Below are 12,651 nucleotides of genomic sequence, written 5' to 3'. Positions count from 1 at the left end.
GAATGAGTTGGAAGGAGACCGCCGAACCAGTACTCACGCGGATGCCCGGCGTCGAGCGTCCGGAGGGCCACGTGCCCTTCCGCCGGAAGCTCGGCTGGACCGCCGGCATCCTCGTGCTGTACTTCTTCCTCACGAACGTGTTCGTCTACGGACTCGCGAGTGGGGGCGGCAACGACGCCTTCGGGCAGTTCCGGACCATCCTCGCGGGTGGGCAGGGAACCGTGCTGCAACTGGGAATCGGGCCCATCGTCACGGCGTCCATCGTGCTGCAGCTGCTCGGCGGTGCCGACCTGCTCGGGCTGAACACGCAGGAGAACCCCCGTGACCAGATCCTGTATCAGGGCCTCCAGAAGCTGCTGGTGGTCGTGATGATCATCCTGACGGGACTCCCGATGGTGTTTGCGGGCGGGTTCCTGCCCGCGAGCGACACCGTCGCACGCCAGCTCGGTATCGGTCTCGCCGGCGTCAAGTGGTTGATGTTCGCCCAGATCTTCGTCGGCGGTCTCCTCATCCTGTTCATGGACGAGGTAATCAGCAAGTGGGGCGTCGGCTCCGGTATCGGCCTGTTCATCATCGCCGGTATCAGCCAGCGGCTCATCGGCGGCTTCTTCGGCGTGCCCGGCATCACGCGGAACCCCGGGTTCTTCTACAACTGGTACACCATCCTGACCGGGCAACAGCAGCTCGGAGCCGTCCTGTCGACGCAGGGGCTTCTGAACCTGCTCATCGAGCCCGGACAGCTCCTGTTCCTGTTCACGACGGTCGCCATCTTCGCGGTCGTCGTCTACGCCGAGTCCGTGCGTGTCGAGATTCCACTCTCGCACGCCCGGGTCAAGGGCGCGCGTGGCCGCTTCCCCGTGAAGCTCATCTACGCCAGCGTCCTGCCGATGATCCTCGTCCGTGCGCTCCAGGCCAACATCCAGTTCCTGGGCCGCATCCTCAACAGCCAGCTGGGCGCCGGTATGCCCGGCTGGCTGGGCGTCTACCAGTCCAGCGGCGCCGGCACCGCCGAACCCGTCGGTGGACTGTTCTACTACCTGGCACCCATCTACAGCTACCAGGACTGGATGTGGTTCCTCGGGACGACCTCGAACCCGCCCAGCATGATTCTGGCCCGGGTGTTCGTCGACCTGTTCATCATGGTCGTCGGTGGCGCCATCTTCGCCATCTTCTGGGTCGAGACCGCGGACATGGGGCCGGAGGCGACGGCCCAGCAGATCCAGAACTCCGGGATGCAGATTCCGGGCTTCCGCCAGTCGCCCGGCGTCATCGAGAAGGTGCTCGAACGCTACATCCCGCAGGTGACCGTCATCGGCGGCGCCCTGGTCGGGCTGCTGGCTGTCATGGCCAACATGCTCGGGACCATCGGCGCCGTCTCCGGGACGGGCCTGCTGCTGACCGTCTCCATCACGTACAAGCTCTACGAGGAGATCGCCGAAGAGCAGCTGATGGAGATGCACCCGATGATGCGGCAGGTCTTCGGAGACTGACGTCGGCGGTCTGACTCCGACACGCCGTTTCTCCTTCGCCGCGCACCGGTAGCCGACCGGCCACCGGCAGGGTGGTCGTTGGACGCCGCTTACAGGTCGCCAGCGCCGTTGTTCCGGCCGGGCGGCCCCTCGGTGTTGGCGGGGTGGTCGCTGGGGTAGTCGATCCAGTGGGGGAACGAGTACGGCGAGGTCTTGTTCTGCTCCGGCGCGAACGAGTGCATCACGCCGTAGTCCTCGCTGACCGCCTTGTCGACCTGCCACTGCTGCCAGACCGGGACCCCGGTCTGTTTCATGGAGGTCCATGCGGGGTCGTGGGCGTAGTCGGCGCTCTTCGGGGTGAACTGGAACTCGGGGAGGATGGTCCCGTGTTCGAACGTCACGTTCTCCAGCGCCTCGACCATCTCCGCGTTCGTCGGGAGGCGCTCGAGGCCGTTGTCGAGGACGTAGTCCGCCATCGCCTTCGCGTACACCCTTACGCCGTCGTAGGTGATGGGGCCGGAGTAGACGGGGTAGGTGTCGAACTTCTCGCGATACCGCTTCATGAAGTCCTGGGTCCGGGGGGTGTTGGTGGTCTGTGGCGTGACCGCGTTCATCGTGAACACGTACTGACAGGCACCGGAGACCTCCTCCCAGAACTCGTAGATCTGTGCGGGGAGACTGATGCCGCCCATCTCAAACGGGCGGTTCTGGTTGGCCCATTGCTTGACAGCGGCCGTGCCCGTCAGCGCCTGCGCGATGAGAGCGAGGTCGGAGTCGACACCCTGCACCTCGTCGTACAGCGGCGTCCAGTTGGTCGTCCCCGACGACGACCGCTTGAAGACGGGCACCTCGTCGACGATGCCACGGATGTTCTCGTCCAGCACCTTCGCGAAGGGGTCGAACGGGGCGATGTTCTCGATGAGGACCGAGACGGTGTCCCAGTCGAGTTCGCTGGCATAGAGGGTGAGGAACTCCAGTTCCGCCCGGGCCAGGTCGAAGGAGTTCAGCGGGCCGACCCGGAAGTGCCACTTGAACTCGTCGTAGCGGTCGTGGACGACCCTGGCGGGCTTGGGTCCGGCGGCCGCTGTGGTGATGTGGGTGGTGTCGGTCGCCTTCATCGAGGGCATACACTGCAGCGTACACTGCGTCAGGAAGGTCCCGAACGTGGTCTTGCACCCGTTCTTCTGGACGAGTCGCCGGAACTCCTCGCGGGCGGTCCCCGGGGAGGCTTCCGTGTTGCCCACGTACGGTTTCACCCGCGCGCCGAGGATGCCGCGGCCACCGATGCCGGGGACGCCGTTCTCGTTGAGGTCCGCGACGGCCATCCGCATCGCGTTCCACATCGACTGGCCCACCGGGAAGCTCTCCGGCTGTGGGGCCAGGCAGCCGAGGCGGATCGACTCGCCCGAGAGCGGCTGAGGAGGCGCCGTTCCGGTGCCGGTGCTGCTGGCCGGAGTGAACGTCTCGACGTTCCGGTCCCCGAACTCGCGTTCCTTGCACCCCGCCGCCAGTGCAGCGGCCCCGCCGGCTCCGGCGTACTTCAGAAACGACCGGCGGTCGGGCCCGCGCTCGGACGCCACCGCATCCCCAGCATCCCCGCCCGCCGCGTCCGCCGCTCCGGTCGTGGACGGCTGGTCTGTCTGCTGGCTCATCGTGTGTAGTCGACCGGATGTATCCCGCGCCCCGCTCTTACGTTATGGGGTTGTTCAATGCATATTCAGCATATTGGCTGTTTTCTACAGTTCGATGCTCAATTACGTGTCCTATTCTGGTGATAACTGGCAGAAATCCTCGAACTGTCGCGGTAACGACCGGCTCCGGGCGGATTCCACGCCGTGGGCGCGGTTCGGGTCGTCGTGATATGCGTGCCTTATCGGTGCTACCGCCCAGGGCAGCGGTTCCTTGCGTTCCGCGCCGCTCTCGCCGGAGCTGTCGGCGGCCATCATTACCGAGACGAACACCGCCCGGATGGACGCCGCTTACGAGTTCGGACCCAGCTCCGTCTCGCCGTCTGTCTCGGGCAGTTCGATTTCGTTCGTGAACGCCCCCTCGTCCTCGGTGTACTCGTACTCCTCGACGGCCTGCATGATGATGGCCACGACGGACTCACGCGACCAGCGCGACGTGTTGACCGACAGGTCGTAGAAGGAGGTGTCCGTGACATCGACGCCGTAGGCCCGCTCGAAGCGACCGACCTCCTGGACCTCGCGGACCCGCATCTCGGATTCCATCTCCTCGCGGTCGGCGGTCCGCTCGACGCGGACCTCTTCGGGGGCGTTGAGCCAGATGCGGAGGTCCGCGCGGTTGCCGGCCAGCCAGCCCGCCAGCCGGGACTCCAGGACGAACCCCTTGTTGGAGGCACCCCACACCTCGGCGACGCGCTGGAGGCGTCGGTCGATGAGCTGGTCGATCTCGGGGTCCTCGTCGGCCTTCGCGGAGAACTGCGTGAGGCTCATCCCCCGCTCCTCCGCGAGCTCGCGGAACACCTCGCCGCCGTCGACCCGCTGGACTCCGAGCGCCTCCGCCAGCGCCTGTGACGTGCTCGACGCGCCGCTTCCCGGCGGCCCCGACACCGTGATGAGGAGGTTGTGATCCATGCGTTGTGGGGAGACGGCTCCCGCCGCTACCTAACGGTGTCGATGGGTGCGCCTCTCGTCGCCCGCTCCGTCAGACCGAAGCCCTTCGGCCCCCGAGTCCCGACGATGCCCGCCACGTCCCCGGCCGACCGGAAACGGCTCGCCGTTCGAGCCATCGCTCGCCACCGCTCCCGCGAGGACGGCGTCGACTTCGTCGCGCGTGCGAGCGACCGGCAGGTCGGCATCACCTACGCCGACCGGACTATCACGCTGGACCTCGCGGAGGCGGGTGCCGCCACCGATGTCGGGAGCGCACGCGCCGCGCTCGATGAGTTGCTGGCGTCGTTTCCCGTGTTCAAGCTCCAGCAGCCCGAGACCCGGAAGGCTCAGGACGGTATCGTGCACGTCTCGGCGCTCGCCGACCCGAAGCACGCGGCCGACTTCATCGAGGCCTGCTACCGGGAGGTGTTCGGGCTCGGCCCGGCGTACGAGCTGGTGGTCGAGATAGAGGCCGGGCAGGGTGGCGACGACGGTGACGACCGGGAATGAGGCCTCGTCGGGGCTCGGAGACGTTCGTGCAGCGATCGCCGGACGGCATCGTCGTGGCGGCGACGCTGGAATCGATGGCCCTGTCGAAATCTCCGGGCGGCGGCAGATCGCAGTGCTCGTCCTGAACCGCGGGTGCACCTCGCTCACGGAGCGAACCACTGGGTCCGTGTCGATGAGTGACGGTTATTCCCAGCACCCTGGACTACGATGTTGAGTTAATACCCTTTTCGTCGCATCTTCGGCTATGGAAACAGATTGGCAGGATGCGGGCGGTTTCGTGGCGGTTGGCCTGCTGGTAATCGCGCTGGTGTTGACACTGGCAGGTGTCGAAACCATCGCTGGATACGAGGTGCTGGCTTCCGGGCAATCGGCCTTCGGGTTCCTCGCAGCGGGGAACTTCAGTCTCGGTGTGCTTTCCGCGGGCATCTTCTCGGTCGGAATCTTCTCTGCAGGCGTCTTCGCGGTCGGCATCTTCTCCGTCGGCATCTTCGCGGTCGGACCGTTCGCGTTCGGTATCTATGCCGTCGGATTCTACGCGACACGACGGTATGTCGCATCCTCGGAAGTGACCTCCGAGGGATGACCAGTGGTGCGTGCTGAGCCAGTGCTCCGGTCCGGCAGTCCGTTCTCGGGCGACCCGCGAGCCGGGACGACAGGACCGCTCCAGAACAACCCTTACGCCGGTTCTTCCACGTCGATGTCGACGCGCTCCTGGATCAGGTCCCGCAGGTCGTCGGCGTCCTCGACCTGTTCCATCTCCTCACGCTCGACGAGCGCCGTGCCCTCCACGCTGTCCCGCGTCGCGCGATCGACGACGTACACCGAGCGCGTCCGGGTGACCCGGCCGACCGAGGACATGATGCGGGCACGTTTCTCGGCGGTCCGGTCGAAGGTGGAGTGGCCGGTCAGCATCGAGGCCAGGCGGGCGCGCCGGGCCTCGCCGACGGCCTTGAAGGGGGCGCGGTCGGTCGGGTGGACGTCGTAGCCGACGCGGGTGAGGACCGCGATGACGGGTTCGTCGTCCGGGTCGGCGTCGGGGTCCTCGGGCGTGGGGTCGCCCTCGCGGACCTCCTCGGCGCCGTCGAGCACCTCGACGGGCGAGGTGAGGGGCGCATCGAACATCTCCTCCAGGTCGGCCGCGACCTCGACGGAGGCGTTCATGCCGTCCTCGTACTTCGAGACGGTGCGCCGGGAGACGCCGAGCTCCTGCGCAAGGCGGCCGAGCGACCAGTCCTTCTGCTCGCGGGCGTCGGCCAGCACCTCGCTGTCGATGTTGACGTAGAGACCGCCCGGCGCGGCGTAGATGAGCGGCGGCACCTCCTCGACGAACAGGTCCATCGCGGTGTCCGGCGAGAGGACCGGGACGCCCTGACGGAAGTAGACGACGCCGGGGTCGAGTTCCTCGTCGCGGGTCCGGAGCCCGAGCACCATGGGTGTCGCGCCCAGGTAGTGGCCGAGCCGGCGCATCTCCGCCCCCGTCGGGGCGTCGAACGCGTCGATGTTGACGAGGACCTTCAGCAGGAGCGTGTCCTCGCCGCGGCGCGCGGCCACGTCGAAGCTCTTCGGGCGGATCGCACACCGGTCGCTGACGAGGAACCCAGCGTCCTCGAGCATCGCGGTCACGTTCTCGACCAGTGCGGACCGGGACATAGAGGAATATAGATGACTCGATGAACATATGTGTTGTGTCCCCTCACCCGCTGTGTCCGTCGATTCTGGAGGCACCGGGGACACATTCAAATACCGGGTAGTGTGGCACGGCGAACGGGGGTCCGAGGGCTGTTCGTGGCCGCTCAGCGGCGAACCGGGGTGCAGTCGGTCGGGCGGTCGCGGAGCGAAACCCGTTCGTAACCGGGCAGATAATGACGACCGTGACCGTCGTCGGACTGGACGACACGGACTCGCGCGAGGCGGGGATGTGTACGACGTACGCGGCCGCCGTGCTCGCCGAGCGATTGCGCGAGCGCGGCGCGAGCGTCGCCCGGGTCTGCCTCGTCCGACTCAACCCCGCCGTCGAGTACAAGACCCGCGGTAACGCTGCGCTCGCGGTTCACACCGACGCCGCCGTCGATGTCGCGTTCGCCGCTGCTCGCGCCCTCGTCGACGACACCGCGGTCGTCGACGACCCCCGGACCAATCCCGGCGTGGTCGCTCTCGCGGGCGCGCCGGAGTCGGTTCCCGAGGGGGTCGCTGACCTCTCCGCCGGGGCGGTCCGCGACATCCTGGCGCGCGAGACGGCCCGTGACGTGCTCGCCGACGCGTCCGAGGCGGTCGAGACCCGCGACGCGACCTGGGGTGACGGGCGCGGCCTCGTGGGCGCGCTCGCGGCCACCGGTGCGTGGCGTGCCTGGGCCGAGGACGACCTGACACCGACCTACGAGCACATCGTCTACCGGCCGCGCGAGCGCTGGGGGACCGAGCGCTCCGTCGACGCCGCGAGCGTCTTCGCCGCCGCGGACGAGGCGTACCCGACCGTCTGGGACACCGTCGACCGTGGCGAGCGAGAGACGGTCTGTGTCCCCCACACGCCGGGGCCGGTTCTCTACGGCATCCGCGGCGACGCCCCCGACGCCTGCCGGCGGGTCGCCGCCGCCATCAACTCGGAGCCGGCCGAGCGCGCGCGAACGTTCGTCACCAACCAGGGAACCGACGCACACCTCCGCGACGGGACGCTCGCGAACGCCCGTGACGGGCGTGCGTACCGGCTGGACGGGGTCGTCTCGGAGCCGCCCGAGACCCGCCGGGGCGGGCACGTCTTCTGCGAGTTGCGCGCACCCGGCGGCGATGCCACGGGCGACGGTCCCGGGGGGGACCCGACGACGCTCGCCTGTGCGGCGTTCGAGCCGACCAAGCGCTTCCGCGACCGCGTACGCGCCCTGCGCGTCGGCGACCACGTCACCGCCTGCGGCGAGGTGAGCGACGGGACGTTGAAACTGGAGAAGTTCGCCGTTCGCGACCTCGTCCGGACCGAACCCGCGACGCCGGACTGTCCGGACTGCGGCCGGTCGATGTCCTCCGCGGGCCGTGGGCAGGGCTACCGCTGCCGGGACTGTGGCACCGCGGCGCCGGGGAAGGTCGAGCGGGCGGTCGAACGCGACCTCGAACGGGGCTGGTACGAGGTGCCGCCCTGTGCCCGGCGGCACGTCGCGAAGCCACTCGTCCGGGGCGGGTTCGACGCGCCGACGCACCCCGAGCGGTGAGCGCCCCGGTCACCGCTCCCGTTCCCGCTTCGCCTCGCGTCCCAGCTCCCGCTCGACGGCGTCGACCTTCTCCCGGGCCTCGAACTCCCGGGTCCGCTTGTCGTCGATCTTCAGCACCGTACTCACGCGGTCGCCGTCGACCGCCTCGTGGGCAGCCTGCGCGGCGTCGAACAGTGTCCCGATGTCGTCGGCCTCGATGACCGTCCCCATCGGGTTCGTCTCGTAGGAGACGTCGAAGTCGTCGAGCGCGGCGACCGCTTTGGCCACCTCGCTCGCCATGCTGTCCTCGATGACCGGTGCGACCGACAGCAGCGCGACAACCGTCATGTCCGGTCGTAGGACACCCACGGCTAAGAGCGTGGGCGTCGCAGGGGCGAGTATGAGCGACGAGGATTCCGCTGATAGCGACGTGCGCCCGGCCGACCCTGTCGCCGCCGGTGACACGGCGGGCTACGGGACCATCGAACTCGAGGCGAACGGCCTCTCCTTCGAGTGCCTGGTCGAACAACCCGCGACCGACGCGAACGACGCGGGCGACCTCGCGGTCTGTCTCCACGGGTTCCCGGACGACGCGGGGTCGATGGTGCCCGTGCTGGACGCCCTCTCCGAGTCGGGCTACACCGCCGTCGCCCCGTACATGCGCGGGTACGCGCCCACGGACCCGGCCCCGGACGGCGAGTACACGGCCGAGGCGCTGGGCACGGACGCGAACGCACTGCTGGATGTGGCAGCCGACCACTTCGACCGCGACGGCGAGCGCGTGCTGGTCGGTCACGACTGGGGCGCCGTCGCGACGTACGCTGCGGCGGCCGCGAACCCGGACGCGATGGACCGGCTGGTGGCGATGGCGGTCCCGCCGCGCTTCGAGGCGCTGCTGACGCGCTACCCGAAGCAGGTGCTGCGCTCGTGGTATATGTGGCTGTTCCAGGTTCCTGGCTTCCCCGAGCAGGCGCTCCGATGGCGGGACTTCGAGTTCGTCGAGTTCCTCTGGGGGCTCTGGAGTCCCGGCTGGGACTACTCCCGGAGCCGCATCGAGAGCGTGAAGGCCACCATGGCGCGCGGGGACACCGTCGAGCACGCGCTGGCGTACTACCGACAGATCGTCGGCGGCGGCCTGAAGGAGATGGTCTTCCATGGCCCGCCCTCCCCCGACGAGGGACCGGCTATCGAGGTGCCGGCGCTGCTCATCACGGGGGCTCGCGACGGCTGTATCGGGACGGACCTGTACGACGAGGCCGAGCGCGCCTTCGACGCACCCTGTCGGGTCCTCCGGGTGAGCGATGCGGGCCACTTCGTCCATCAGGAGCGCCCCGCGCTCGTCGGCGACGAAATCCGTCGCTTCCTCGACGGCGCCTGACCCCGCTCGCTTCGGCGTCGCCGCCGTCGCCGGCCAGCAGCTCAGCTCCTTCTCCCACGGAATCGTGTCGCCGGCATCCCGGGGGGTTATACGGGGGCGCGAGAAGGCCCCAGCATGAGCAGCCGGGTACTCGACGACCCTCGTGTCCGCCGTGCACGGACTGTGATGGAGGCTATCATCACCGAGGTCAGGGCCGAGAACGTCACGTTCATGGCTGGGAGCATCGCCTACCACGCGTTCGTCTCGCTGGTGCCGTTCCTGTTGCTGGTCCTGTATCTCATCTCGCAGGTGGGTGACGAGACGCTGGCGCGCACGTTCATCGAGGCCATGGCCGGCAACCTCACGCCAGCGGGCGCCGCCCAGGAGGAGAGCGTCACGGGCCAGTTCACGGACCTCCTGTTGCAGGCGGCCACCAGTGGGACGCAGAACGCCAGCCTCTCTGCTCTGTCGTTCGTCGCGCTCGGCTGGGGGACGTTGCGCATCTTCCGTGGCCTCGACCAGGCGTTCTCCGACATCTACGAGTCGGAGGCGGCGAACTCCTTCGCCGACCAGATAATCGACGGTCTCATCGTCTTCGGGGCGCTCGGTATCGCTCTCTTCGTTGTCAGTGCCGCGGAGCGATTCGTCGGACTCCCCACGCTCGGCGAGGCCGACACCGTCGTCCGCCCCCTCCTCTCGGTCCTCAGTATCGGCGTCGCCCTGTTCCCGATGTACTACATCTTCCCGGACGAGGACGTCACCGTCCGCGAGGTGATTCCGGGCACCCTGGTCGCTGCCGTCGGCTGGACCGCCCTCAGCGCCGTGTTCCGCTACTACGTCGCCGCCTCTTCGACCTCCTCCTACGGTATCGTCGGCGTCATCATCCTCCTCATCACCTGGCTCTACTTCGGCGGGCTGATTCTGCTCGTCGGCGCGTCGGTCAACGCCGTCCTCTCGGGCCGTAGCGAGGACGTGGACAACATCGCCTGGGGCGCCGAGCCCGGGACCCACCACTCGTACAACGACGACGACTTCGTCGAGCCGCTCCGCGAACTGGAGGAGGCCCTCGCAGTCGCCGAGGCCGGGGGGTACGACGAGGTCCGTATCGCCATCGACGACCGCGAGGTGACGCTCCCGCGCCCGGACGAGGCATCGGTCACGGTCGAGACCGTCGACCGACCGCGGCTTCTCGGCGGTGACCGCGAGACCGGGAAGGTCCTGTTCCAGTGGGATTCCCGGAGCGAGCGCCGCCAGGACGGCCCGGACGCGTAACTGTCGAGAAGGGTATCTCCCCCGATAGTGTGAGTCGAAATATCTCCACGCCCGATGTCCTCGTCCTCGGCCGGCTCGACGGTACGTCCCTGGGGCTCCTGCTGCTGACGGCCCTCTCTGGCCTCGGACTCAGCCCCCGTCTCTGATTCTGGAACCGGGTGGGGCGCAAGGGTCGCCGCCGCCGCCACCCCGGGTAGCCTCCTCCCCGGGACCAGCTCCTCACACCGGATGGTCCTGTCCGCCGACGAGCGGGTTTCACGCAGCGGACGAGAGCCGTCGCTGCTGTGGGAAGCGGTCGGAGAGCGCGGCCGCTCGACGGGGAGTGGTCGGAGAAGTGCGCTGGCGGGGATTTGAACCCCGGTTGTGACCATGGCAAGGTCACGTGATACCACTACACTACCAGCGCGCCTGTACCAGATGCGACGCCGGTGTTGCACAAAAGGATTCCGGAACCCCTGCGGCCGCGGGGTTTGATACCGTCCACGCACCCAGGACCCAGCCATGACCGACGCCGGCGACCTCGCCCGTGCCTACTATCGGACCATCGACGACGGCGACTACGTGGCCCTGCGGGACCTGCTTGCGGACGCCTTCGTCCAGCACCGGCCCGACCGGACGCTGGAGGGGGCCGACGCGTTCGTCCGGTTCATGCGCGAGGAGCGCCCGGATACCGACACCACGCACGTCGTCGAGCGGGTCTACCGGGCCGGCGACGGAAGCGACGACGCGGACGCGGACACGGACGCCCACGTCGCCGTCGAGGGGCGGCTGGAGCGCGCGAACGGAGAGACGTGGTTCCGGTTCGTCGACACCTTCGCCGTCGCGGACGGCCGGTTGGCCGCGCTGACAACGTACACGATGTAGCACCCGACGGCCGGGGCTGCGGCGGACAGCGCAGTGGTGGACGAGCTTCTGTTCACCGACCGGTAGCCCCCGGTCAAGATTTATCTTCGCTTGTGGCCTACCCGGTATCATGTCTGTCCGGGTTGATAACATGACACAAGGAGACGATCGCTGATGCCGGTCGTCGACGGGACGGCCGCGGACGGGTTCGGACCGGTGGTGGACGCCTTCGCCGAGAACTTCCGGTCGCGGAACGAGCTCGGGGCCGCCTGTACCGTCTACCACGAGGGGGAGTGTGTCGTCGACATCTGGGGTGGCTACCGGGACACCGCTGGCGAGCAGCCCTGGGCGGAGCACACGATGGCGATGGCGTTCTCCGGGACGAAGGGGATGGCAGCGACGGCGACGGCGGTCGCGCTCTCGCGGGGACTGTTCGCCCTCGAGGACCGCATCGCCGACCACTGGCCCGAGTTCGCTCGGCACGGCAAGGAGACGATCACCGTCCAGCAGCTGCTGCGCCACCGGAGCGGGCTGGCGACGCTGGACGAGCCGGTGACCGCCGCGCAGCTGGCCGACCACGACGAACTCGCCGAGGTTCTGGCGGCCCAGAAACCCGACTGGGGCCCCGGGACCCGCCATGGCTACCACACGTTCACGCTGGGCTGGTACACGAGCGAGCTGTTCCGCCGGACGGACGGGCGGACCGTCGGCGAGTTCTTCGCGGACGAGGTCGCCGACCCGCTGGACGCCGAGTTCCACATCGGCCTGCCCGAGTCCGTCCCGGACGAGCGGGTGGCCGAGCTCGACCCCTTCGGCCCGGTCCAGCTCCTCCGGAACGCCCACCGGCTGTCGCCGCGCTACCTCGCGGCGTTGCTGAACCCGCGGTCGCTCAGCAACCGCGCCGCGAACTGCGTCGCCTACGACGACCCGACGGACCTGACGGAGCCGCCGCTCCGGTCGGTCGAGATCCCCTCGGCCAACGGCATCGGGACGGCCCGAGGGCTGGCCCAAGTCTACGACGACCTCGCGACCGGTGGTGACCGCCTCGGCATCGACGAGGCGACCTACGAGGAGCTGACGACGGTCCCGACGCCCCCGTCGGGTGGCGACCGGGACCTCGTCGTGCGGATCCGAAACGAGTACGACATGGGCTACTCGAAGCCGTACGGCGAGTTCACGTTCGGGAGCTCCGACGCGGCGTTCGGGACGCCCGGCTTCGGCGGCACGTTCGGCTTCGCCGACCCCGACGCCGACCTCGCCTTCGCGTACGTTCCGAACCGACTGGGCGTCCATCTCGTCGACGACCCCCGCGAGGTGGCCGTCCGGGAGGCCGTCTACGACTGTCTCCAGTGACGGCCCGACCAGCACCGTTTAGCCGCGCGGCCACCCAGTACACACCAACCGGA

12 protein-coding genes and 1 tRNA gene are annotated in these 12,651 nt (G+C 68.6%); 8 read left to right on the top strand and 5 right to left on the bottom strand.

The window, feature by feature from the left end:
- The first annotated feature begins 2 nt into the window (after positions 1–2).
- Complete coding sequence (secY, locus tag NL115_RS03290; protein WP_254831792.1) at positions 3–1,490, top strand: preprotein translocase subunit SecY; 1,488 nt, start codon at positions 3–5, stop codon at positions 1,488–1,490.
- A gap of 89 nt (positions 1,491–1,579) precedes the next feature.
- Here the strand turns inward: secY and NL115_RS03285 are convergent, their stop codons facing one another.
- Both NL115_RS03285 and cmk read right to left on the bottom strand, forming a co-directional pair.
- Positions 1,580–3,121, bottom strand: a complete 1,542-nt coding sequence (locus NL115_RS03285; protein WP_254831791.1) for an ABC transporter substrate-binding protein — start codon at positions 3,119–3,121, stop codon at positions 1,580–1,582.
- 327 nt (positions 3,122–3,448) lie between these two features.
- Positions 3,449–4,066 carry a (d)CMP kinase gene (cmk, locus tag NL115_RS03280; RefSeq protein ID WP_254831790.1) on the bottom strand — a complete coding sequence of 206 codons (618 nt, stop codon included), beginning with the start codon at positions 4,064–4,066 and terminating at the stop codon, positions 3,449–3,451.
- 105 nt (positions 4,067–4,171) lie between these two features.
- On the opposite strand from cmk, the gene NL115_RS03275 reads away from it, so the two are divergent.
- Positions 4,172–4,594 (top strand): DUF7975 family protein, encoded by a 423-nt coding sequence (locus NL115_RS03275; RefSeq protein WP_254831789.1) that lies wholly within the window; start codon positions 4,172–4,174, stop codon positions 4,592–4,594.
- Between the two features lie 277 nt (positions 4,595–4,871).
- Positions 4,872–5,177, top strand: a complete 306-nt coding sequence (locus NL115_RS03270) for a hypothetical protein (RefSeq protein WP_254831788.1) — start codon at positions 4,872–4,874, stop codon at positions 5,175–5,177.
- A gap of 92 nt (positions 5,178–5,269) precedes the next feature.
- Here the strand turns inward: NL115_RS03270 and NL115_RS03265 are convergent, their stop codons facing one another.
- The gene (locus NL115_RS03265; RefSeq protein ID WP_254831787.1) at positions 5,270–6,244 is read right to left on the bottom strand and encodes a transcriptional regulator; all 975 of its coding nucleotides are present in this window, start codon (positions 6,242–6,244) and stop codon (positions 5,270–5,272) included.
- Positions 6,245–6,465: 221 nt separating this feature from the next.
- Here NL115_RS03265 and NL115_RS03260 point away from each other — a divergent pair, with 221 nt between their 5' ends.
- Positions 6,466–7,794, top strand: a complete 1,329-nt coding sequence (locus tag NL115_RS03260) for a tRNA(Ile)(2)-agmatinylcytidine synthase (protein ID WP_254833141.1) — start codon at positions 6,466–6,468, stop codon at positions 7,792–7,794.
- A 9-nt stretch (positions 7,795–7,803) separates the two neighbouring features.
- On the opposite strand, the gene NL115_RS03255 is transcribed toward NL115_RS03260, so the two are convergent.
- Positions 7,804–8,121, bottom strand: coding sequence for an MTH1187 family thiamine-binding protein (locus NL115_RS03255; protein WP_254831786.1), 318 nt, complete (start codon positions 8,119–8,121; stop codon positions 7,804–7,806).
- Between the two features lie 52 nt (positions 8,122–8,173).
- On the opposite strand from NL115_RS03255, the gene NL115_RS03250 reads away from it, so the two are divergent.
- Positions 8,174–9,151 carry an alpha/beta fold hydrolase gene (locus NL115_RS03250; RefSeq protein ID WP_254831785.1) on the top strand — a complete coding sequence of 326 codons (978 nt, stop codon included), beginning with the start codon at positions 8,174–8,176 and terminating at the stop codon, positions 9,149–9,151.
- A 114-nt stretch (positions 9,152–9,265) separates the two neighbouring features.
- A complete protein-coding gene (locus tag NL115_RS03245; protein ID WP_254831784.1) occupies positions 9,266–10,402 on the top strand; it encodes a YihY/virulence factor BrkB family protein in 1,137 nt (378 codons plus the stop codon).
- 335 nt (positions 10,403–10,737) lie between these two features.
- Here the strand turns inward: NL115_RS03245 and NL115_RS03240 are convergent.
- Positions 10,738–10,808 (bottom strand) — tRNA-Gly (locus tag NL115_RS03240).
- 95 nt (positions 10,809–10,903) lie between these two features.
- On the opposite strand from NL115_RS03240, the gene NL115_RS03235 reads away from it, so the two are divergent.
- Together NL115_RS03235 and NL115_RS03230 are read left to right on the top strand one after the other, a co-directional pair.
- Entirely contained in the window at positions 10,904–11,266 is a 363-nt protein-coding gene (locus tag NL115_RS03235; RefSeq protein WP_254831783.1) for a nuclear transport factor 2 family protein, read from the top strand.
- Between the two features lie 153 nt (positions 11,267–11,419).
- A complete protein-coding gene (locus NL115_RS03230; protein WP_254831782.1) occupies positions 11,420–12,598 on the top strand; it encodes a serine hydrolase domain-containing protein in 1,179 nt (392 codons plus the stop codon).
- Positions 12,599–12,651: the final 53 nt, after the last annotated feature.

This window comes from Haloglomus salinum, assembly GCF_024298825.1.
Lineage (GTDB): Archaea > Halobacteriota > Halobacteria > Halobacteriales > Haloarculaceae > Haloglomus > Haloglomus salinum.
Note: the sequence above shows the minus strand (reverse complement) of the source record. Positions and strands in the feature narration are given on the sequence as shown.

Coding starts and splice junctions, on each gene's coding strand:
- secY (WP_254831792.1), top strand. CDS start 3: ATGAGTTGGAAGGAGACCGCCGAACCAGTACTCACGCGGATGCCCGGC.
- NL115_RS03285 (WP_254831791.1), bottom strand. CDS start 3,121: ATGAGCCAGCAGACAGACCAGCCGTCCACGACCGGAGCGGCGGACGCG.
- cmk (WP_254831790.1), bottom strand. CDS start 4,066: ATGGATCACAACCTCCTCATCACGGTGTCGGGGCCGCCGGGAAGCGGC.
- NL115_RS03275 (WP_254831789.1), top strand. CDS start 4,172: ATGCCCGCCACGTCCCCGGCCGACCGGAAACGGCTCGCCGTTCGAGCC.
- NL115_RS03265 (WP_254831787.1), bottom strand. CDS start 6,244: ATGTCCCGGTCCGCACTGGTCGAGAACGTGACCGCGATGCTCGAGGAC.
- NL115_RS03255 (WP_254831786.1), bottom strand. CDS start 8,121: ATGACGGTTGTCGCGCTGCTGTCGGTCGCACCGGTCATCGAGGACAGC.
- NL115_RS03250 (WP_254831785.1), top strand. CDS start 8,174: ATGAGCGACGAGGATTCCGCTGATAGCGACGTGCGCCCGGCCGACCCT.
- NL115_RS03245 (WP_254831784.1), top strand. CDS start 9,266: ATGAGCAGCCGGGTACTCGACGACCCTCGTGTCCGCCGTGCACGGACT.
- NL115_RS03235 (WP_254831783.1), top strand. CDS start 10,904: ATGACCGACGCCGGCGACCTCGCCCGTGCCTACTATCGGACCATCGAC.
- NL115_RS03230 (WP_254831782.1), top strand. CDS start 11,420: ATGCCGGTCGTCGACGGGACGGCCGCGGACGGGTTCGGACCGGTGGTG.